Source organism: uncultured Nostoc sp. (assembly GCF_964245445.1).
Classification (GTDB): Bacteria; Cyanobacteriota; Cyanobacteriia; order Cyanobacteriales; family Nostocaceae; genus Nostoc.
The window spans coordinates 10,590-30,173 of sequence record NZ_CAXTNE010000075.1; the positions used below are offsets into that span (position 1 = coordinate 10,590).

24 protein-coding genes and 1 pseudogene are annotated in these 19,584 nt (G+C 41.9%); 8 read left to right on the forward strand and 17 right to left on the reverse strand.

Annotated features, from left to right (window positions below; all coding sequences use genetic code 11):
- Together ACFE90_RS14835 and ACFE90_RS14840 are read left to right on the forward strand one after the other, a co-directional pair.
- The coding region (locus ACFE90_RS14835) for a hypothetical protein (protein ID WP_375501725.1) at positions 1–195 on the forward strand (195 nt) is incomplete at its 5' end.
- Between the two features lie 240 nt (positions 196–435).
- Positions 436–804: a hypothetical protein gene (locus ACFE90_RS14840; RefSeq protein WP_375501727.1), complete on the forward strand. Its 369-nt coding sequence runs from the start codon at positions 436–438 to the stop codon at positions 802–804.
- A 170-nt stretch (positions 805–974) separates the two neighbouring features.
- On the opposite strand, the gene ACFE90_RS14845 is transcribed toward ACFE90_RS14840, so the two are convergent.
- Complete coding sequence (locus ACFE90_RS14845; RefSeq protein ID WP_375501729.1) at positions 975–1,616, reverse strand: glutathione S-transferase family protein; 642 nt, start codon at positions 1,614–1,616, stop codon at positions 975–977.
- 238 nt (positions 1,617–1,854) lie between these two features.
- On the opposite strand from ACFE90_RS14845, the gene ACFE90_RS14850 reads away from it, so the two are divergent.
- Positions 1,855–3,351 (forward strand): cobyrinate a,c-diamide synthase, encoded by a 1,497-nt coding sequence (locus tag ACFE90_RS14850; protein ID WP_375501731.1) that lies wholly within the window; start codon positions 1,855–1,857, stop codon positions 3,349–3,351.
- 40 nt (positions 3,352–3,391) lie between these two features.
- On the opposite strand, the gene ACFE90_RS14855 is transcribed toward ACFE90_RS14850, so the two are convergent.
- Entirely contained in the window at positions 3,392–3,832 is a 441-nt protein-coding gene (locus ACFE90_RS14855; RefSeq protein ID WP_229553802.1) for a Crp/Fnr family transcriptional regulator, read from the reverse strand.
- A 623-nt stretch (positions 3,833–4,455) separates the two neighbouring features.
- Here ACFE90_RS14855 and ACFE90_RS14860 point away from each other — a divergent pair.
- Together ACFE90_RS14860 and ACFE90_RS14865 are read left to right on the forward strand one after the other, a co-directional pair.
- Entirely contained in the window at positions 4,456–5,130 is a 675-nt protein-coding gene (locus tag ACFE90_RS14860) for a cadmium resistance transporter (protein ID WP_375501733.1), read from the forward strand.
- Positions 5,131–5,381: 251 nt separating this feature from the next.
- Complete coding sequence (locus ACFE90_RS14865; RefSeq protein ID WP_375501735.1) at positions 5,382–6,020, forward strand: pentapeptide repeat-containing protein; 639 nt, start codon at positions 5,382–5,384, stop codon at positions 6,018–6,020.
- A gap of 145 nt (positions 6,021–6,165) precedes the next feature.
- Here the strand turns inward: ACFE90_RS14865 and ACFE90_RS14870 are convergent.
- The 6 genes and pseudogenes from ACFE90_RS14870 to ACFE90_RS14895 form a co-directional block, all read right to left on the reverse strand.
- Positions 6,166–6,471 (reverse strand): annotated as a pseudogene (locus ACFE90_RS14870) (DUF4351 domain-containing protein); the annotation flags it as partial.
- A gap of 58 nt (positions 6,472–6,529) precedes the next feature.
- A complete protein-coding gene (locus ACFE90_RS14875; RefSeq protein WP_375501737.1) occupies positions 6,530–8,950 on the reverse strand; it encodes a DHH family phosphoesterase in 2,421 nt (806 codons plus the stop codon).
- A 341-nt stretch (positions 8,951–9,291) separates the two neighbouring features.
- On the reverse strand, positions 9,292–10,110 hold the full coding sequence (locus ACFE90_RS14880) for a PD-(D/E)XK nuclease family protein (protein ID WP_375501739.1): 819 nt from the start codon (positions 10,108–10,110) through the stop codon (positions 9,292–9,294).
- Positions 10,111–10,273: 163 nt separating this feature from the next.
- Positions 10,274–10,477 carry a hypothetical protein gene (locus ACFE90_RS14885; RefSeq protein WP_100899691.1) on the reverse strand — a complete coding sequence of 68 codons (204 nt, stop codon included), beginning with the start codon at positions 10,475–10,477 and terminating at the stop codon, positions 10,274–10,276.
- A 10-nt stretch (positions 10,478–10,487) separates the two neighbouring features.
- On the reverse strand, positions 10,488–11,051 hold the full coding sequence (gene def, locus ACFE90_RS14890) for a peptide deformylase (protein ID WP_109011115.1): 564 nt from the start codon (positions 11,049–11,051) through the stop codon (positions 10,488–10,490).
- Between the two features lie 695 nt (positions 11,052–11,746).
- On the reverse strand, positions 11,747–12,034 hold the full coding sequence (locus ACFE90_RS14895) for a Mo-dependent nitrogenase C-terminal domain-containing protein (protein ID WP_375501741.1): 288 nt from the start codon (positions 12,032–12,034) through the stop codon (positions 11,747–11,749).
- 384 nt (positions 12,035–12,418) lie between these two features.
- Here ACFE90_RS14895 and ACFE90_RS14900 point away from each other — a divergent pair, with 384 nt between their 5' ends.
- Together ACFE90_RS14900 and ACFE90_RS14905 are read left to right on the forward strand one after the other, a co-directional pair.
- A complete protein-coding gene (locus ACFE90_RS14900; RefSeq protein ID WP_375501743.1) occupies positions 12,419–13,321 on the forward strand; it encodes a cell division protein FtsX in 903 nt (300 codons plus the stop codon).
- Between the two features lie 57 nt (positions 13,322–13,378).
- A complete protein-coding gene (locus ACFE90_RS14905; protein ID WP_375501745.1) occupies positions 13,379–14,188 on the forward strand; it encodes a DUF3598 family protein in 810 nt (269 codons plus the stop codon).
- 59 nt (positions 14,189–14,247) lie between these two features.
- Here ACFE90_RS14905 and ACFE90_RS14910 read toward each other — a convergent pair whose 3' ends face one another.
- The 6 genes from ACFE90_RS14910 to aat all read right to left on the reverse strand — a co-directional run bounded on the left by ACFE90_RS14910 (position 14,248) and on the right by aat (position 16,812).
- Positions 14,248–14,466 (reverse strand): type II toxin-antitoxin system HicB family antitoxin, encoded by a 219-nt coding sequence (locus tag ACFE90_RS14910; RefSeq protein WP_375501747.1) that lies wholly within the window; start codon positions 14,464–14,466, stop codon positions 14,248–14,250.
- A gap of 38 nt (positions 14,467–14,504) precedes the next feature.
- Positions 14,505–14,843, reverse strand: a complete 339-nt coding sequence (locus tag ACFE90_RS14915; protein WP_375501749.1) for a DUF5615 family PIN-like protein — start codon at positions 14,841–14,843, stop codon at positions 14,505–14,507.
- Positions 14,840–15,064, reverse strand: coding sequence for a DUF433 domain-containing protein (locus ACFE90_RS14920; protein WP_174712394.1), 225 nt, complete (start codon positions 15,062–15,064; stop codon positions 14,840–14,842). The genes ACFE90_RS14915 and ACFE90_RS14920 overlap by 4 nt, the downstream gene beginning before the upstream one ends.
- A 170-nt stretch (positions 15,065–15,234) precedes the next feature.
- Complete coding sequence (locus tag ACFE90_RS14925) at positions 15,235–15,435, reverse strand: hypothetical protein (RefSeq protein ID WP_375501751.1); 201 nt, start codon at positions 15,433–15,435, stop codon at positions 15,235–15,237.
- A gap of 30 nt (positions 15,436–15,465) precedes the next feature.
- The gene (locus tag ACFE90_RS14930; RefSeq protein WP_375501753.1) at positions 15,466–15,936 is read right to left on the reverse strand and encodes a hypothetical protein; all 471 of its coding nucleotides are present in this window, start codon (positions 15,934–15,936) and stop codon (positions 15,466–15,468) included.
- A 300-nt stretch (positions 15,937–16,236) separates the two neighbouring features.
- Entirely contained in the window at positions 16,237–16,812 is a 576-nt protein-coding gene (gene aat / locus ACFE90_RS14935; RefSeq protein ID WP_375501755.1) for a leucyl/phenylalanyl-tRNA--protein transferase, read from the reverse strand.
- A gap of 108 nt (positions 16,813–16,920) precedes the next feature.
- Here aat and ACFE90_RS14940 point away from each other — a divergent pair, with 108 nt between their 5' ends.
- Positions 16,921–17,250 (forward strand): hypothetical protein, encoded by a 330-nt coding sequence (locus tag ACFE90_RS14940; protein WP_012410384.1) that lies wholly within the window; start codon positions 16,921–16,923, stop codon positions 17,248–17,250.
- A gap of 92 nt (positions 17,251–17,342) precedes the next feature.
- On the opposite strand, the gene rpsN is transcribed toward ACFE90_RS14940, so the two are convergent.
- The 3 genes from rpsN to rseP form a co-directional block, all read right to left on the reverse strand.
- Positions 17,343–17,645 carry a 30S ribosomal protein S14 gene (gene rpsN / locus ACFE90_RS14945; protein ID WP_104909185.1) on the reverse strand — a complete coding sequence of 101 codons (303 nt, stop codon included), beginning with the start codon at positions 17,643–17,645 and terminating at the stop codon, positions 17,343–17,345.
- A 76-nt stretch (positions 17,646–17,721) separates the two neighbouring features.
- On the reverse strand, positions 17,722–18,414 hold the full coding sequence (gene nth, locus ACFE90_RS14950; RefSeq protein WP_375501757.1) for an endonuclease III: 693 nt from the start codon (positions 18,412–18,414) through the stop codon (positions 17,722–17,724).
- Positions 18,390–19,490: an RIP metalloprotease RseP gene (rseP, locus tag ACFE90_RS14955; protein ID WP_375501759.1), complete on the reverse strand. Its 1,101-nt coding sequence runs from the start codon at positions 19,488–19,490 to the stop codon at positions 18,390–18,392. Before rseP ends, nth begins: the two co-directional genes overlap by 25 nt.
- Positions 19,491–19,584 lie beyond the last annotated feature (94 nt).

The following is a 19,584-nucleotide window of genomic DNA, read 5'->3' on the forward strand; positions in this document are numbered from 1 at the left end:
CCTGCAACTTTAATGCATCGACCTGCAACTTTAATGCATCGACCTGCAACTTTAATGCATCGACCTGCAACTTTGATGCATCGACCTACAACTTTGATGCATCGACCTGCACCTTTGATGCATCGACCTGTAACTTTTTTGTATCTAAGTTGCAAAAATGAGCTTACCCTTTCTTTAACAAAGTTTGGGGTTTAAGTCCCCTGCTTCTATCAAGCAGCGCGTTTTAATGCCTCAGCTAAATCCCCGTCACTTTCACGTAATTGCTCTCTTCTCTACGAGACGCTGCGCGAACGTAGCGGGGCGTTCGCTTTTAGCGTCTCCAAAAGTAAGTTGCCCATTGCGAATTGCGTTAGCGGAGCGGGACGAAGCCCATTGCAAATTGTTTTAGGGTTGCAATGGGTACATTAAATATATACTTTACACTAATATGCTGATATGCCTACCCAAGATACAACACGCCGTTTGCGCCCTCAATTAATTAGTGAAGATGTTAATTCATGGCACGGTTTGCAAACGATCGCCACTTATGAAACAAACCGTGCTGATGCCTCTGCTACCAACTTACAGAAAGCTTATCAGGCGATGTTGAGTTTTCAACAAGCCGAAACCGAGAAATTAGCTTTATACCGTGCTGCGGCTGATGCTGCGCGATTAGCAGAATGGGAATTTCACAATGCAGTATTAGCGATGAAAGAAGTTGTACGCGGACAATATGGATTAGATAGCGATCAAGCTCAAGCGGTGGGACTGAAAAAAAAATCAGAGTACAAGCGTCCTAACCGCAAAAAGTTAGTCGCATCATGAGCTAGGAAAAATTAAAATGTTTTAGATGTGCGATCGCTCTACACAACAATATAACAAAAACAAGGTTGAGCAAATAGTTGCCCAACCTTGTTTTTGTTAGAAGTTAAGGCAAGAGCAAGAGACGCGATGAATCGCCGTCTGTACAATAATTCCTTTGTAGAGACGGCGATTTATTGCGTCTTGGTGATATAGTCATATCTGCCTCCACGCTCAAGCGCGCGTTTGTAAGCAGGTCGCGCATGAATGCGATCAACAAATTCTTTAAGCTTTGGCCAGTTCTCGGCCTCTTCGCTTTGCACGGCCACTACTTCGAGGGGAAAGCTCATTTGGATATCGGCGGCGGTGAATTCCTCCCCTGCAAACCACGTACTTTTACGAAGTTCACCTTCTATGTAGTCAAAGTGAAGTTTGATCTGAGGGGCGACGAATCCCCTAACAACGCTGCTGTCTCCTTCCCCGAAATTATCCAAGACCAGCCGCATCACCAGTAGGGGCATTGCAGAGCCTTCAGCGTAATGCAGCCAATATGTATAGCGTAGATGCTCCGGTGTATGGGATGCTGGGACTAGCCGACCATTGCCGTAGCGATCAACTAGGTATTCGATGATGGCTCCCGATTCAGCGATGGTGAGGTCTGCATCTGTAATTAGTGGTGACTTGCCGAGAGGATGGACTTGGCGCAGAGACTCTGGTGCTAGCATCGTTTTTGCATCGCGTTCATAGAATTTAATCTCGTATTCGATACCTAATTCTTCAAGCAGCCATAACACACGCTGCGATCGCGAGTTGTTAAGATGATGCACAATTATCATAAAACGTTCCTTTTCTGGTAGCTTATTGCTATCTGAGTCTCGGCTAATCTCGAACTATATTATTATTAGACAAATTTTTTCAGCCTAACTCCCCTAATTGGCTAGTTTTCTTGTTTCTAATTGGTATAAGTTTGAGTTAGTTGGTCTTTAGAAACTGGTGCATCTACTTTTGCAAAAAGCGACGATAGACACACAGCCAATAGTCAAAATAGTTGCTGCATAATAATTTGTTTTATTTATGGCTTTAGTCATTGCTGGGGAACGTAGTGGGGTGGGTAAGACAACAGTCACGCTCACTCTTTTAGCATCTTTACGCCGTCGCGATCGCCTGGTGCAATCTTTCAAGGTAGGCCCAGACTACATTGATCCGATGTTTCATCAACACGTAACTGGTCGTCCTTGTCGCAATTTAGACCCAGTGTTGACTTCTGAAGCCTACGTTCAACAATGTTTTGCCCGTCATAGCCAACTGAGTGAATATGCTCTAGTGGAAGGGGTGATGGGATTATTTGATGGAATTTCGTCATTAGTCATTAGTCCTACCCTGCGGGAAGGCGTTCGCGTAGCGTCTCGTAGAGAAGCGCCTATGTCATTTGCAAGTGACCCAGGACTAATGACTAATGACAAAAAACAAATTACTGATTTTGCGAGTACGGCACATATCGCCCGGCTTTTAGATTTACCTGTGGTGTTGGTGATTGATTGTAGTCGTTTATCTGGTTCTGTAGCTGCGATCGCTCATGGCTATCGGTCTTTTGATCCCCGAATTAAAATAGCTGGGGTAATATTAAATCGCGTGGGGAGCGATCGCCATCTTTCTCTACTGAAAGATTCTCTCGAACCCTTACAATTACCTATTCTCGGCGTATTGCGGCGTCAAGATAACATCACAATTCCGGATCGCCATTTGGGTTTAGTACCCACAGCAGAACTTCCCGAACTCAACGCTTTAATTAATCGCCTTGCTGATTTAGGAGATACTTGCTTCGACTGGCAACGCTTATTACCTTTATTAAAATCAGAACCACTCCCCAGTACAGACGCGATTAATCGCGTCTCTGCCTACTCCTCATCCCCCTCATTACCAGTCAGGATTGCAGTAGCCCGCGATCGCGCTTTTAATTTCTACTATCAAGACAATCTTGATTTGTTGCAACAACTTGGCGCAGAACTGGTTTTCTGGAGTCCTTTAGAAGATGCTGCAATACCAAAAGATGTGCAGGGAATGTATTTTGGTGGTGGTTTCCCAGAAGTTTTTGCCCAGCAATTAGCAGAAAATACTAGCGTTCGTGATGCAGTGAAAACAGCAATTCTTCAAGGAATGCCGACAGTTGCTGAATGCGGAGGATTAATGTATTTATGTGAGCAAATTATCGATTTTGAGGGGAAATCTTGGTCGATGGCGGGAGTTTTACCGACATCTGCTGTAATGGGTGGGCGTTTAACTTTAGGCTATCGTCGGGCAGTAGCTTTGCAAGATAATCTATTAGTCAAGGCAGGTACAACTGTTTACGGACATGAGTTTCATCGTTCCCATTTAACCTTAAATCCTACTCAGCCCCTATTTGAAACTTCTCGCTACGACTGTGAGGAAAATATGGGATATGAGGGATGGGGTTTGCCTAAAAATGTTCATGCTTCTTATGTGCATTCGCACTGGGGAGAAAGTAGAGAAATTCCCCAGCAGTTTCTTCAAGAATGTCGAAAACTAGCATTTATAGAAATGTGGAAATAAGCACAAAACCCAGTAGGGTAAATTAAAAACTATCAGAGAATTAACTCCGTAAAGAGGTGACACTCAGATCGTCATTCAACTTGCGAATCAGACGGGATAACTCACGAATGATATTCACCGCAATTTCAGGAGTTTCTTCGATCGCATCATACAACTGCTCTTGCGTCAGTTCTAAAAATTCACAAGGTTCTAAAGTCGTTGCGCTGGCGGAACGAGGTTGAGTATCAAATACTGCCATCTCACCAAAGTATTTTCCCTGTTCCACCTCTGCCAACTGTTTATTTCCGATGTGAACTTTAACTCGGCCTGAGACGACAATATAGAGCGATCGCCCTTCTTCTCCCTGGCGAAAAATCGTGTAATTAGCTGGAAATGACAATTCGTTCATTACTGAAGTGAGCCGCACAATAAAATCATCCCGCAATTCCTTAAAAATTGGGACTCGCCGGACAAATAATAAACGGTCAACACTGGTTAGCATAATTACAAGTTAAATATTAAACATTACTGTAAATTTTAAAACTGAAGCCACGCGATTAGTCATATTAACCGATGTTGAACGCTAGCCGTCAAGAATATCTTAAACTTTACCGACAGAAAACCACTTAACATTGCTTCAATAGGAGCGATGCCTACGGCGATAAACTACGTACAGAAACTTCTCAAGCTCAGTATTAGGTATTCTCTCGTTCCCATGCTCTGTGGCTGATTAGGCGCTGCTGCTTCAGGTCAGACATTGAGTCAGAGTCTCAATGAATGAATGCATTCCCATGCGGAGCATAGAAACGAGGAAACGAGGCAAACATAATGGTTAAGTTATAAATCACTTTTATTTATCGTTTTAAAAAACAAGAGTATTTGCTCTTATTTGGGTGAAAGCCATAATATTGACTGCATGAGCTCCCAAGGTACCTTGCTGAGAAAAAAATCACCAATTTGATTAGAGGCGATAGCTTCTAAAAACTGGGGAACTGGCTAATGGCTAACGAACCGCGATCGGTTGTCGTTAGGTAAAACAGTCACAAAATCTTCTGATCTGCCCTCACATTGAGGATTCAGAGAAGGACTAAGACAAACAGCATTGAATTATCGTGAGCAACAATTATGAGTTGGCTAATTAGTACATTAATTATTGGAATCTCTGTCGCTTTTGCAACCACCTTTGACGACAATTTATATTTGACAGCTTTCTTCGGAAAAGTCAATCGCAGCTTTCGTCCTAAGCATATTGTTCTCGGTGAATTTCTGGGGTTCACTGCCTTAGTATGCGCTAGTCTCCCTGGTTTCTTCGGCGGTCTGATTGTTCCAACTACCTGGATTGGTTTGCTGGGTTTGCTTCCCATCACCATTGGTATCAGTAATCTTATCAGCCGAGAAGAGGAAGAAGAGACAGTGCAAACTGTATCAATTGACTTAACTTCTCCTATCAAATCTGGACGCCAGAAGAAATCACTATTGGAAACCATCCGCGATCCGCAAACCTACCGCGTTTCTGCTGTCACCATTGCCAATGGAGGAAACAACATTGGGATCTATGTACCATTGTTTGCCAGTAGCAATCTTCCAAGTTTAGGTGTAATTCTGTGTGCTTGCTATTTTACTGTTGGGATGTGGTGCTTACTGTCTTACAACCTGACTCGTAATCCTCTCATGGCTCCTGTTTTAACTCGCTTCGGTCGAAAAGTCTTCCCGTTTGTCTTAATTTACTTGGGACTCTCTATCTTAATTAAAAGTGAAACATATCGGCTTTTACCTAGTCTGGCAATGCTTTCTCATTAGGCATGAGGCGATTGCACCTGATCTGAAAACTTGAAATTCTTGATGGGTGCTATCTCCCTGATGTAATCAAAAAATCAGCGATCGTTTCCCATCTAAAAAGATTTTTTAATCACTTTAATTTATCAATTGAAATAAAAATAATATTTGATCTTATCAATCAAGTTATCTAAAGTGAGAATAAAGCACATTATTGATGGCTCTTATAAAAGCAAGCACACCACTACGAATCGAATCATCATAGGAAGGAACTAATGAATCAATCAAATTCTAAAAAATTAACTCGGTGGATTGTAACAGCAGTATTTCTGGTACTTGTAGCAGGATTTTCGCTCTTTGACCAGCAAGCAGTTAAAGCTCAAACACTAACATCATCCATACCTACGGAATCTGAACTAGCTCCAGTAATATCTCCGGTTACATCCCCAATGGAGTCTGTTACTGCCCCAGTAATATCTCCGGTTACATCCCCAATAGTGTCTGTAGCAGAAAACGTTAGACATTTATTACAAACCAATGAATGTGTCGGATGTAATCTGACTGGAGCAATGCTAAAGGACGCAAATCTGCAAGCGGCAAACTTGGAGGGTGCTAACTTACAAGATGCAGACTTAGAAAGGGCTAACTTACAGCAAACAAACTTACAAGGCGCAAACTTTCAAGGAGCAGATTTAGGCAAGGTAAACCTTTTGGGAGCAAACCTTGTGGGAGCAAACCTATTTGATGCAGACCTAGAGAAAGCCAACCTGCTGGGAGCAAATCTGCAAACCGCTAACCTACAGGGCGCAGACTTGGAAAAGACAAATCTCACAAATGCAAACATCCAGGGGATTAACCTAATGGGGGTTGATTTGGAAGATGCAATCAGACCAGAAGGATTTACTGTTCAGTGATTAAACTGAAGTTCTCCGTGCAAATGTATTAATAAACATCAAAAGCCTGATTCAGTAATGAATACAGGCTTATTTTTTAAAATGTGAGTTCCACGTTCCACGGGTCAGATCGTGTCCGCTTGATTACTTATTAAACCCGAATTTTCTAGGTTGTTTGATTTGCTTCCAACCAATTAAGTAAATCCTCAATGACTGTAAAATCCAATAAAGCCTCGCCAAGTGCTTCTAATTGTTCTAGGGAAAGAGTTTGAATGCACCCCCGAACCTCTTGTGGTAACTCTCCTACCCGTTTTTGTAGTTGCCGTAACACGAGTATTTGTCCTTGTTCCTGTTTTCCCCGCTCGTAACCAATGCGTTCGCCTGTGGTAATCTAGCTCATAGTCCACTCCTGCTCAAATTGCTTAAACTCTTGCCAAAATTCTGCTTCCAAGGCTTTTGGTAAAATCATAATGGCACTTTTCATCAATATAGAAGGGATTTGCACGAAAATAGTAGTCGAACTCACGTTTTTAAAAGTTTGTACCCATGTAATTGTCGGAACTTGCGATCGCTACAATAGTAGATAAAGGAACTTCAGCAAAATACTGTCGCTGAAATTGTTCTTCTCTGACAGCAGCTAAAAATCGTTCCACTGCTGCCTCAGCCAAATTTTCTGCACTATCGCTTGGATGCCAGGTGATTTGCAAATAACGGTCTTGTCGTTTAACTGTGAACCCTAAAGATTTTAAAGCTTTGATTCCTACAAGTAAGGTTTGGTCGGTAATGCCGATTTTCTCTAAAAGTTGGACGCGGGTAACTAGTTGATTTGTACGACTGAGATATTTGGCAATTCCTACAAGAGTCAGCCAAATTTGATTGGGTGGTTGGAGGTTGGGTTTAGACCAAGCGATCGCTAATTGTTGCGAACTACTTATCGTTAGACATCGCCGCAACCACGCGCGTAAATCATCCCAATTCGTCGGACAATTTTCAAGCAAGAGTGGCGGAGTGGGGAGTGGGGAGTGGGGAGGGGTGAAGTTACGCCAGTCTAAGATGAGTGGGGTTAGCGATAGCGGGGCGTTTAGCCCATTCTGAGTGCTAAGTGCTGAGTTAACACTGGGACGCACGGCAATTAATCTAATTTCATAACGTTTTTTGAAAGTGTTATAGTCTAATTCTGCTATGCAATCACACATTCCGATGGGCAATTCATCTTTGTAGTGCCCCCACCATATACCAGGAAAAGCATTTCTGGTGGAATCATCCCGAATGTCAAACTCGGTTTTAATGTACTGTACCTTTTTCCCTTGCCAATCCTGCTGATTGCGATGCCAAGAATTTTCAAACCAGCAGTTTTGAATTAGTAATTTCGGAACAGGATTACCCATTCCACAAGGTTCTAGCAGTTTCAGTTCTAAAAATAATTCTTTCCCCAAGTTTGCGACTGTTACCGTCAAGTCTGCTTGCACGCTTGGCGTTAGAGTTGTACTACCTAAAGATTGCCGCAACTGCTGATTAATCGCTGCTGTAAATAAAGGAATATTCTCTACTAACAAACTCAAACCTGCTGCAAAGGGATGTCCTCCAAAACGATATAACAAATGTGCTTGGTCTTTTACCAGTTGGTATAAATCGACTGAATTCACCGAACGGGCGGAACCCCTTGCTAAGGGAGTAGGGAGTAGGGAGTAGGGAGTAGGGGCGGAATCTTCTTCCCCACTTCCTACTCCCGATTCCCCACTCCCCTCTGTACTTAATAAAATAGTTGGGCGACCTGTTTCTTGTGCTACTTGTCCAGCAACTAAGCCCAAGACACCCGCAGGCCATTGGGCATCTTCTAAGACGATGACGCTGGTGGTTGATAAGTCTAATTGAGTAAGTTTTTGTGCTACTTGGGCTTGCACATCTTTTTGCAAAGATTTGCGGCGGGTGTTTGCGAGTTCTGTAATTTCGGCTAGTTCGTTACAACGTTTTGCATCCCGGCTAGTTAATAATTCAACGCAAAAACTGGCATCGCCTTGGATGCGGCTGACGGCGTTAATTCTTGGGCCCAAACCAAAGGAAATATCTGTGGGGCGATCGCCACTTTTTTGGCACAATTCTAATAATCGCCCCACCCCCGGACGCCGACGCGCTGCTACTGGCTGTTGAAAATCTGCTTGCAGTCGTTGAATTCCCATCTGTGCTAAATAGCGACAATCTCCACTTAACTGCACTAAGTCGGCAATTAATCCTACTGCTACTAAATCTAATAAATCCTCTAACGGATGTTTTGCAATATTAGGCAGACTTTGATATAGTGCTTCAACTAACTTATAAGCTACCGCTACCCCAGAAAGATTGAACAGCTGATGTTCTCTGGGCAAATAACGGGGATTAATAATTGCTGCGACGGCTGGGCGTTCGGCAGGTAAGGTGTGATGGTCTGTAACGATTACATCTATGCCTAGTTGTTTGGCGTAAATAATTTCCTCAATGTTTGTGCTGCCTGTGTCGCAAGTAACAATTAATTTGCAACCTTGTTTTGCTAGGTTATCAATCCCTTGATTATTAAGTCCGTGTGATTCTTTCAGGCGATTAGGAATATAGTAAATTAACTGAGTATTTTGTTTAAAAAATTGCCCCAATCCATCCCAAAGTACAGATGTGGCGGTAATACCATCAGCATCAAAATCTCCCCAAATGGCAATTTTTTCTTTGATGTTATATGCTTTTTGCAACCGGGCGATCGCTAAGTGCATTTCTTGCCCAAACTCAAAGGGACTCGCTGGTTGATAAGCTTTGTTGTTGATAAAAGCTGTTAATTGTTGATGATCTTTAATTCCCCGTTGCCACAACAATTGTGCTGCATATATTCCACTTGATGCGGGTGTATGCTGTTTCACCGCTTGGATGAACCACTCTGGGGGTTGTTCGGTTGCTGCTATAGTCCACTGCTGTTGTTCTGGCATACTAAAGTTAGGAGTTAGGGGTGAGGAGTAGAGGCGCGATTAATCGCGTCTGTTAGGAGTTAAGAGTTTTAATTTATAACTCCTAAGCTAAAACACATCTAATTTGCATATTAAAATTTTCTCAATATCTTGCGGGGTGGGCAGCGTTCGACTGAGCGCTCACGCGTAGTCTTGCCTGCCCTAATTATGCAAATTGAATGCCTATTAGCTTAATTACAAACTTTTAACTGTTAGATTGATAATTGCTCCTCAGTTGTTTGAGATTCACCTGCTAGGGGATTGAGGACTCTGATTTTTAGCCAAAGGAACAAATTGATTAGTTTTATCGAATGTGAATCAAATCAAAGTGATACTTCTTGAATGCTGTCAAAATTTGGCAATGAATCTTTCACTACTTCTTCAGTTGCTTGTGTGCGTAGTTTACCGCCGTAGGCATCGCACCGTTTGGCAAATTGACAATAATCACAGGTTTTGCTACCTTCTACCACTTGAGGAAACTGCTGGTTCTTTTGGTAATTTTCCAGCCAAATAGTTAACTGGTTTAACAGTTGATTAAGTTTCTTTACTATTTGTGTATGTTGAACAGTATTGTAATTAAATTTAATATTTTGCGGTTTTCCCTCAGATTGGACAAACCAGTAAGTCATTGAAATATTTTCTGGCAGATAGTCGCTAGTTTCTGCCAATACATAGAGATAAAGCCGTGTTTGCCAGTTGGATTCTAACTTGCGTTTATTGGGTGGTTTAGGATAAGTTTTCCAGTCGAGAATTTGCGCTTGTTGGTTATCTGCAATCAATAAATCATAGACAACCGTCAGCAAATAATCCTGAACTTGCAGAGTTCGGTAGTGTTCACTCTCACGGAAAGTTTGATTATCAGATGCAGGCGTTAAAATTTCTGGGGCTGCATCGGCAAAAGCTAGCATCCAGCTTTGTAGTTTAGCATCTGCTTGCAGGAAAGTATCAATTGGCAAACCCATTTCTCGCTGCTGCATTAGCAAGTGAAAACGGCTACCCAAAGTTTGCCGTTCTTCTTGTTCTGGATTTGAGGGCGAATTTAGTTGTTCTAGGTAAGTATGTTGGAATTTACGCGGACAAGCTTCTAGTAAGTTTAGTTGTCCTTGAGACAGTCGCAGTAGTTGAGTCGGAGTTGATAGCATTCTTCTATTTTAGAAGCGATCGCTGGGATTATAGGGTTAACGGCAGCGCACTTAGTGACGCTAAAAGCTTTTGGGGCAGTGGAAGCTGGAGAGTAAAAATAAAAGGTAAAAGGATAAAATTTACATTTATTTCATCCTTTTACCTTTTTTATGTACCTGATGCTTATTTCATGTTAGCCCTTGCGTCCTTCACTGCGGCGAAAAAAAATAATCCTGTGAGTGGAATACTCAATGCCAGGATAATCGCAGTGGTCGTGAAACCAAAATCTGGTCGTCCGTAACTGAGTTCAAAAATCGAACCGACAGCTGCGATCGCACTTACACAAGAACCACCCAGAAATAAACCGCTTTTTGGAGTTAAATACACTACTAGCCCCCTATTTTATTGGTTTCACTGCTTGATACGAGAAGCCATTCTTAGATAGCTCCTGGGCTAAAGTCAAGGAGTTTTCCACACGGTCTACAAATACCACGCCGTTAAGGTGATCCATCTCGTGCTGAATGCAGCGTCCCAGGAGGTCATTAGCCTTTAATGTCCGGGGACGACCGTACTCGTCTTTATAGGCAATTTCTACGACTTCGGGGCGCTTTACGTCTAGATATACGTTGGGAATACTCAAGCATCCTTCTTGGGCTACTGAGATGTCGCGGCTTACTTGTTTTATGGTGGGGTTAATCAGCACCAAGGGCTGATTAGCTGCGTTCTCTGGTTCCAGGTCGATGACAATTAGTTGTTTGTGAATTCCCACTTGGGGTGCAGCCAAACCAATGCCATCTTTGCTATACATAGTTTGCAACATTTCGCGCACTACTTGGCGGAGTTCGTCATCTATTTTCGCAACTCGCTTTGCAGCTTGACGTAGGACGCGATCGCCTAAATAATGAAGCTCCAAAGGTGGATTTTTTAACTTTTTTTTCTCTACAGCAATTTCAGAAGGCATGAGTCTTGATGGCTAGATGGTGAAAATTCCTACTATCTTTATTCTATAAGACTCATATTTAATTTTTGAAATACATGTAGAGGAGACAGTGCTTTGCGGTGAATCCAGCGCTATAGGCGGGTTTACCGCCGTAGGCGACTGGTGTTAGCGTAGCGGTAGCGACGTTAGGAGCGTCACCCGAAGGGAGGTTCCCGACGCTCGATAGCGTAGCGTAGACTTACTCGCGTTCGCTTAGAGCGAGTGCGTCTCCTAGAGAATTATGATTAAATATAGCCAAAAATCTTTACTCTACTTCAATAGACTTTAGCTTGTAGCCTTTAACTTTAGTTATAGGCGGGTGAGGAAGCCAACAGTAAAGCTGTTTCTAGGCTTTTGTTGACACCAATGGACTGGTGTACCTCACGTAAACGAGAACCGCTATATCAATTATATCAATCTTAGTTAGACCTAGTACCAATCTCCAAAATAATTTTAGTGAAGTCACCTTGCACCATCCTTGGAGTCATAATTTTATCTAGGCTTACGTCATTAAACAGTACTTTTCAAGCTTTTGAGCCTCACCTAATGTGAAATTTATTGTAAGTCGTTTGACAGCCAATTTCTGATTTACCCCTGATTGCAACTAGGATTCCTATACAATGTTTTTTTAGGAAAAAGATTTATTTAATCTATTTTTTGTCTAAATAAACCTATATTTAACAATATTTTCTTGCATCTTCACCACATTCATTAACTAAATATAATAAACACTTAAAACGAAGACCAACTATTTGTTCATAGAGGGGGTTAATTTTACACAAAGGTGGAATCTGGAACAGAGTCCGACCGAAAACTGTAACAGTTCTTTCAAAAGGGCAATTAGAGGGAATTACTTTGCACAATAGTTTGGCTAAATGATAATCATGTATTTCTACGGACTCAAGTTGATATCGGATCTGGCTTAATAAGTTATTATTAAAATTGGCTTTATTTAAAAAGTTCATAATCTAAAATCTCTTCAATCAATCTTGTTTGTTACTTTAAATTTACACCTCTCCTCAGATACTAAACATCGTATAATTACCAAACTATTTCCCCCCTTTTTTTTAGTCAGTTTTAAAAACAGTAAAATTGCTTAGAAACCAGAACAGGTAGCCAATTGTTATCAATAACTGTAGGAGCGACAGTGAGTGTATCTATGGTGAATGACACGAAGACAAGGTAAATGGCCGAGACAGCAAGAGCAAAGGAGCAGGAAGCAACTATAAAAGCTGATGTATTGGCAAACTTTGCACTATTGACTATAAATAGTGGTGTTATTGACGCAAAGACGCAAAAACTGAACTTAATACCAAGACACTAAGTTTATTCAAATTTTGAGGTGATGTGTGTTTAAATCTCTTACGAAACTTGACTACCTGCTAAAAGAAACTTTCCTTGGTTTACTGCGGGGAGGTTGGATGAATTGGGCAGCTATAAGTACTGTTACGGTTTTACTGTTTTTATTTGGCTTGAGTTTGCAAACCTCTTGGCAAGTTGAAAAACTCCTCTATCAGTTTGGTAGTCAGCTAGAAGTTTCAGTTTATCTCGAACCAGATACGCAAATCGAAACCATTGAGCCACTAATTGCACAAATGCCAGAGGTGGCGGCGATACAAAGCATTACCAAAGAGCAAGCTTGGACTAAGTTAGTTAAGGAAATGAGAATTTCTGATATTGAAGGGGCTACGCAGCAGCTAGGTGAGAATCCTCTGGTTGATGAGATGAAGGTAAAAGCGCGTAATTCTCAAGTTGTACCAACTTTAGCAACGGAGTTGGCTAAATTGCCGGGAGTTGAGACGGTGCAGTATGTGGATGAAGCAGTTAAACGCATTGCCCAATTGCATCAAGGTCTGAACTGGATTACTTTAACAATTACGATTATTCTGACTTTAACAGCGATCGCAGTAACTACTACGACAATTCGGCTGATTGTGATGGCGCGACGCCAGGAAATTGAAATTATGCAACTAGTGGGAGCGACATCAGCTTGGATTTACCTCCCGTTTATTTTACAAGGAATTACTTTTGGTTTAGTTGGTGGTGCGATCGCTTGGAGTTTCATTTCTGTGATTCAACAGTTTCTCGGTAAGTTGCTAGCCAATCAACCTGAGTTTATTCAAGCTATCACCAACGGAGTGCAACTCACTCCAGCCCAAATTTTACTCTTGCCTTTGATTCTCTTGAGTTTCGGTTCAGCTGTAGGATTAATGGGAAGCTTATTTGCTGTCCGACGTATTGCCAAAGGTTAATCATTAATCATTGGCCATTGCAAAGGACAAATGACTAATGACAAATGACAAAACCTTATGAAATCGCAATGGGAATGTTTTCTGCAAAATCTCGGTGTATGGGAAGGTTCATTTACCAACTTTTCTCCCGAAGGTACACTTTTGACTGATACTCCTAGCCGTCTTTCTCTAGAAGGTTTAAACAATAACCGGACAGCGCTACTAACTCTGAGCCGTTCGGGAGGAGATGATGTAATTAAAGAATATAGTTCTGTGGGAGGGGGTCTACTTTTTTTTGAAAATGGTTCATTTTCTGAAGGTTTAATTCAGCTAGGGCCATTTTCAGAATTCGGTGCAGAACTCGCTTTTGTTCATGAAAATCGCCGCTTACGTCTGGTGCAACTGTTTGATAAGACTGGTAATCTAAGTAGACTAGTTCTAATTCGAGAACATCTAGCCAGAACCCCAGCAACAGAACGTCCACCTTTGCAGATAAATGAGTTGCTGGGAGAATGGCAAGGAGAAGCAGTGACAATATATCGAGATTTGCGATCGCCTGATATTTACTCTACAACTTTGAAAATACAACTTGATGATACTGGGCGATTAATTCAAAGTACCTCTTTTGGGGAACGTACAATTACCTCAACTGCTACCATCAAAGGTTCCATCGTTCTCTTTGACCAAGATCCCCAAAAGCAAGTACAAGTATTATTGTTACCTGATGGCGCTTCTGCAACTTCTCCTCTAAAAGTGCAATTACGTCAACCATTATTTTTGGAAGCGGGTTGGTTAATCCAGCCAAATCTGCGCCAGAGGATGATTCGCAGTTATAACGATAAAGGCGAATGGGCTAGTCTGACATTAGTTACTGAAGAAAAAGTGTAAGGGATTTGAGAGTGCGATCGCTTATCCTTGGTAATTTTGATCAGCACTTTATATTGTAATCAGGCAATTTGAAGCGTGCTAGGTTCAGGAATAGATTTACCTTCTACTTGCCAAGCTTCCAAGTACATTTCAATCACTTCTTCGCCATTACGAATAGCTTCCTCACGAGTTTTGCCATGAATGCAAGGCATAATAACGCGATCGGCAAACTCTGGAATCGTGACTAGGAAAAGCTGATCTTCATCAAACCATTGAACAATCATCGTGTATCGACTCATCAATCCTAGTTCTTGATCGCTTTTCTTAGCCTGTACCGTTAATCCCCTCTAATTTCGACTAACGCTTCACCAGATCGCAAAAGCTCTAATGCTTCTGGCAATGTTGAATTTAGAATCTCTTTCAATCGGGCATTTGACGTATTGCCACATGTCAACCAGATAACTTGTGGCGGTGTTCCAAGACGATCAACTAAGTCAACAAAGTCACTGTCTTTGGTGATGAAGATGACTCCTCTAGCCCTCGCTGCCTCGAAAATATCAGGATCTTCGGCATCTCTTAGCCCAACATCACGTAAAGCTAATGCGGTTATACCGAATGTGATGGTGATCCAAGTTGCAATTGCGGGTGACAGATGTGCATCTACCCAGATCGTCATGCAACCAAAACGGGATGATTGAGCTTACGTGAAGCGTACACAAGTGCTGCTTTAAGATCATCCGCTTCTAAATCGGGCATTTCTTCTAGAATTTGTTCGGCACTCAGTCCAGCCGCAAACAAGTCGAGTACATCTGATACCCGAATTCTCATGCCCCGGATACAGGGACGACCACCACATTGTTTCGGATTAACTGTAATTCTTCCAAGTAAGTCTGACATATGGTTTCACTCGGAAATAGTCTTTAACCCAGTATATAAGGTAGGCGCTCAATACATCACTTATTACAATTTAAAATGATGTTTCTTTGCATTGTGAGCATCAAGAAAATGGAGCGATCGCTTCATTACCCCTCTGCTAACCACTTTTCGTAGTTGCAACTCATAAATGCTCATCCAGGCTTTACAATTATCCGAAATGCACCCACGTTATCTGAGTACCAAATAAGTGGAATCGATTCTTGAGGTATTTTATAAAGACCATCATTGCTAGCTAGCTTATCAGAAGCTCTGACTAGAGCCTCAAAATACTCCTTTGAAGCATCAACTTCCGAAAGTGGAGATATGACTGCATCATTAATAATAAATGTCAACCATCCGCTTCTTGGCGCAGTTAATGTTGACTAGTTAAGCCTTGTAACAGGTTCTAAATCACTCAGTTTTAAACTGTACTGCTCTTTCAAAACTCTAACTGGATCTTTCGTTGCTAGATATTGATCAGGCTTGTCTAATTTTTTCGCTGGTAGCACTACCGCTAACAACATACCCCACTTCAAGTCCCTGCGAAGTTTACACTGATCAAGACGGAATGAACTTGCAATCTCTTCTCCATCTGGGCTAATCCAATTTCGACGAAAGACTTTATCTTTCTTAAGTCGCGTTTCGACTGGTGGAGATCCATAGAGTTGCTTATCTTCGTTAGGAACTTTTTCACGATCCATGTTTTGAACTATGAAATATCTTACTTGGTCTATAAAATTAACAATTTGATCTGATGCAAGATGGACACGTCCTTCAGATTCTAAAAGTACCTTTTGATTTTCCTCTAAATAAATTCCTGAATTTTGTAATCCAGCGGTTGCATCGATTGTCACATGACCACCCAAAGTGCTGTTATTTACGAATAATGGATCTCGTTCCTTGGCAATACCAGCAATGAGTGCAAAAAAGATAAGTGTTAATAAAAAAAGACTTGTGATAATGAAAACTCCTCTCTTTGTCTTGGATCTGCATTCCTAAAAAATATGAAGGCAACAAAAGTAAAAACGAGCGCAACCAATGCAAGTATCCCAAAAAAACTTCCTGATTTTTCGATAATTGCGGGAATGTTTTGTACAAGACTATCCACATTACCTCTCTACACAGACTATTAGAATGTTTTTCCTACTAAACATTTATACCAAGGAACAGGGGCGTTGCAACGCTTGCTGAAGTAGCATTTGATATTCTTCATCCTCAACCCGATAAGCACCAAATCTTTCTAAATGAGGATTTATCATTTGGGCATCGAAAAACACAAATTTCCTCTGACGTAATCTTTCCACTAACTTTACCATCGCCACCTTAGAACCTTCGGGAATGCAATAAAACATTGACTCGCCAATGAAAGCACCGCCAATAACAATTCCTAAAATTCCCCCAGCTAATTCATCACCCTGCCAAGTTTCAAAACTAAAAGCATAACCACTCTGGTAAAGTAGCCAGTAAATCTTTTGCAATTCCGGTGAAATCCAAGTTGTCTCTCTGTCAGCACACCCAGCCACTACAGCTTGAAAGTCCCGATTAATAGCCACACTAAAACGCTCTTGATTCAGGACACGCTGCAAAGACTTAGGGTAGCGAAACCGTTCATCCAAAGGAATAAAAGTTCGATCGCGACTTCCGTACCAACTCAGGCGATCGCGCTCATCAGCCATGAGAAAATAGCCTTGTGCATAACCCTCAACAATAGCCGCGATATCATATTCCATAAATAAATATAAAAAAAAACACCAGAGAAGCGCCATTTGATCCTATCAATCATTCTTTGCGTTCCTCTGCGTTTCCTTCCGCGTCCCTCTGCGTTTAAAATAAAAAAAATGACTCAACCAATTCCACCCATTACCCTACCACCGCCTGAAAACCCTCTACTCGAAGGTGAATGGTTACGAGAACGCTTACAACGGTGGCTAGATACAGAATTTATCCCCGAAGCAGTCAACCAAAACATCGCCCAACGAGCCGCACAGATTTTTGTGCGTCAACGGATGGAAGGAGAAAACGACCTTGGTTCTCTGGTAATTGCCATTGTCACAGAGATGCAGTCGTATGATTTTTCCAATAGCTTCTATGGAGAGTTTGCGATCGCTAACGCCGTCAGCGATCTACTCTTAGAAAGTCTGGGAATTGATAAGTGTTGTGGTCAATAATATTTTGTCATTAGTCTTTTGTCATTAGTCCTTTGTTATTTACCAATGACCATTGTACAGACGCGATTAATCGCGTCTCTACTGACTATTAACTACCAACTAGACTTAACAACTCCAGGCAAAAGACCTTCATGCGCCCATTCTCGCAGTACGTTCCGAGACAGTCCAAAATCGCGGTAAACACCTCTAGAACGACCAGTCAACCAGCAACGGTTGCGGTGACGGGTGGGCGCACTATTCCGGGGTAGCTGTTGAATCTTCCGGTGGATTTCCAACTTATCTAGGGGAGATGCTGCACTTCTGAACTCTTCCAAAAGAGCTTCCCGCTTGTCAGCATACTTTTCTATCAACTTGGTGCGCTTTTTCTCGCGCTCAATCAAGCTCTTTTTTGCCATATATTCTCTAGCTTATTTAAAGACACCGTTTTCCATTCTACAGTTTCTCCATCAATTCTGGGGTTACTTGTGTCGCTTACCCTACAACCACTGGTTTATTAGCAGTAGGACATAAATCAGCAAGTTCACAAGCAATGCAGACAGGAGAGCGTGCTTTACAAATAGCACGACCGTGATAAATCAGCCGAATTGACCAATTTTCCCAATCAGGCTGAGGCAATAAACCCATTAAATCTTGCTCAATCCGAACGGGGTCTTTTGCTTGGGTTAAACCCAAACGTTCGCTAAGGCGTTTAACGTGAGTATCTACCGTCACCCCAACATTGATGCCATAACCATGACCCAGGACTACATTAGCTGTCTTCCGCGCCACACCTGGAAGCTTTAATAATTGCTCCATTTGGTTAGGCACAACAGAGTCAAATTCGCTAACAATCATCCGACAGGCAGCTTGAATGTTCTTGGCTTTATTGCGATAAAACCCTGTTGAACGCACCAAGTTTTCTAATTCTACCAAGTCAGCGATCGCTAAACTCTCAGCATCAGGAAACCGATCAAACAAAGCTGGTGTCACCTTATTCACCCGCTCATCAGTACACTGAGCAGAGAGAATTGTTGCCACCAACAATTGTACTGGCGTTGAGTAGTTCAAAGAGCAAGTAGCATCTGGATAAAGACGCTTCAGCCGAGCTAAAATTTCTATCGCCCGTTGCTTTTTAGATAACGATTTGCGGGTAGTAACGCTCACTGAAATAATTTTTGTACCCACTCCAATTGGCTAGTTAATTGAGTAGTTTCTTTGACTATCAGAAAAATTCCTAACCCTAAGAGTAACACCAAACCGGTTTGCATTACACCTTCTTGAATCCGGGCAGGTACAGGCTTACCGCGTAAACCTTCAATCAGCAAAAAGGCGAGTTGTCCGCCATCCAAAGCTGGTAAAGGCAAAATATTGATAATAGCCAAGTTAATGCTGATAATTGCCGCAAAAGACAACAGATTTACAGTATTGTCCTCAGCTAATTTTGCACCGATTTTGACAATATTAACTGGCCCAGAAACTTGTCCAGCAGTTTGTTGAAAGTTGGTAATCAACTGCCCAAAACCACTGAGTGTACCAACAAATAATTGCTGAAACCTGTTAGCAGCAATGCCAAAAATTTCAAAAGGACTATTAGGACGCCGATAAACTGCTGTAGCATTTGGACTAAGTGCCACACCAACTACACCTTTGCCATCGGCTCCCAGTTTTGGTGTTAATTTCAGGGTTTGTTGTTGGTTGTCACGCAGAATTTTCAGTTCGATTTGCTGATTGGGATGAGTTTGAATTTCTTTTGTCAGCAAAGGAGTTGACTTATCAGAAGCCGGGAGTTCTTGACCGTTAACAGCCAGAATAATATCTCCTTCCCGAAGTCCTGCTTGATAGGCAACAGATTCTTGATTAACAGGCTGTACGGCGACACCAGCTTTATAATTTAATTCTTTGGGAATGCCGACGATACCCAATTGCAGAACCAATACCAAATAGGCAAATATTAAATTTGCGATCACTCCAGCACTGATAACGATCGCCCTGTCTAAAACTGGACGGTTACGCAGCAGATTCGGGTCATTGGGTGGAATATCGCTATCGGGGTCATCATCGGGAAAGCCCACAAAGCCGCCTAAAGGAAAGGCACGGACAGCATATTCGGTTTGCTTTCCTTGATACTTAAGAAGAACTGGGCCAAAACCCAAAGAAAAACGGTTAACGAGAATGCCTTGAGAACGGGCTGCAACAAAATGTCCCAACTCGTGTACCAAGATCAAAACAGCCAAAACTGCGATCGCTGCTAAAACTGACATAGAGCAAATTAGTGAAAATATTAAGCTATAGTTATCTCCATTCTAATTGGGCATTGGGCATTGGGCATTGGGCATTGGGCATTGGGCATTGGGC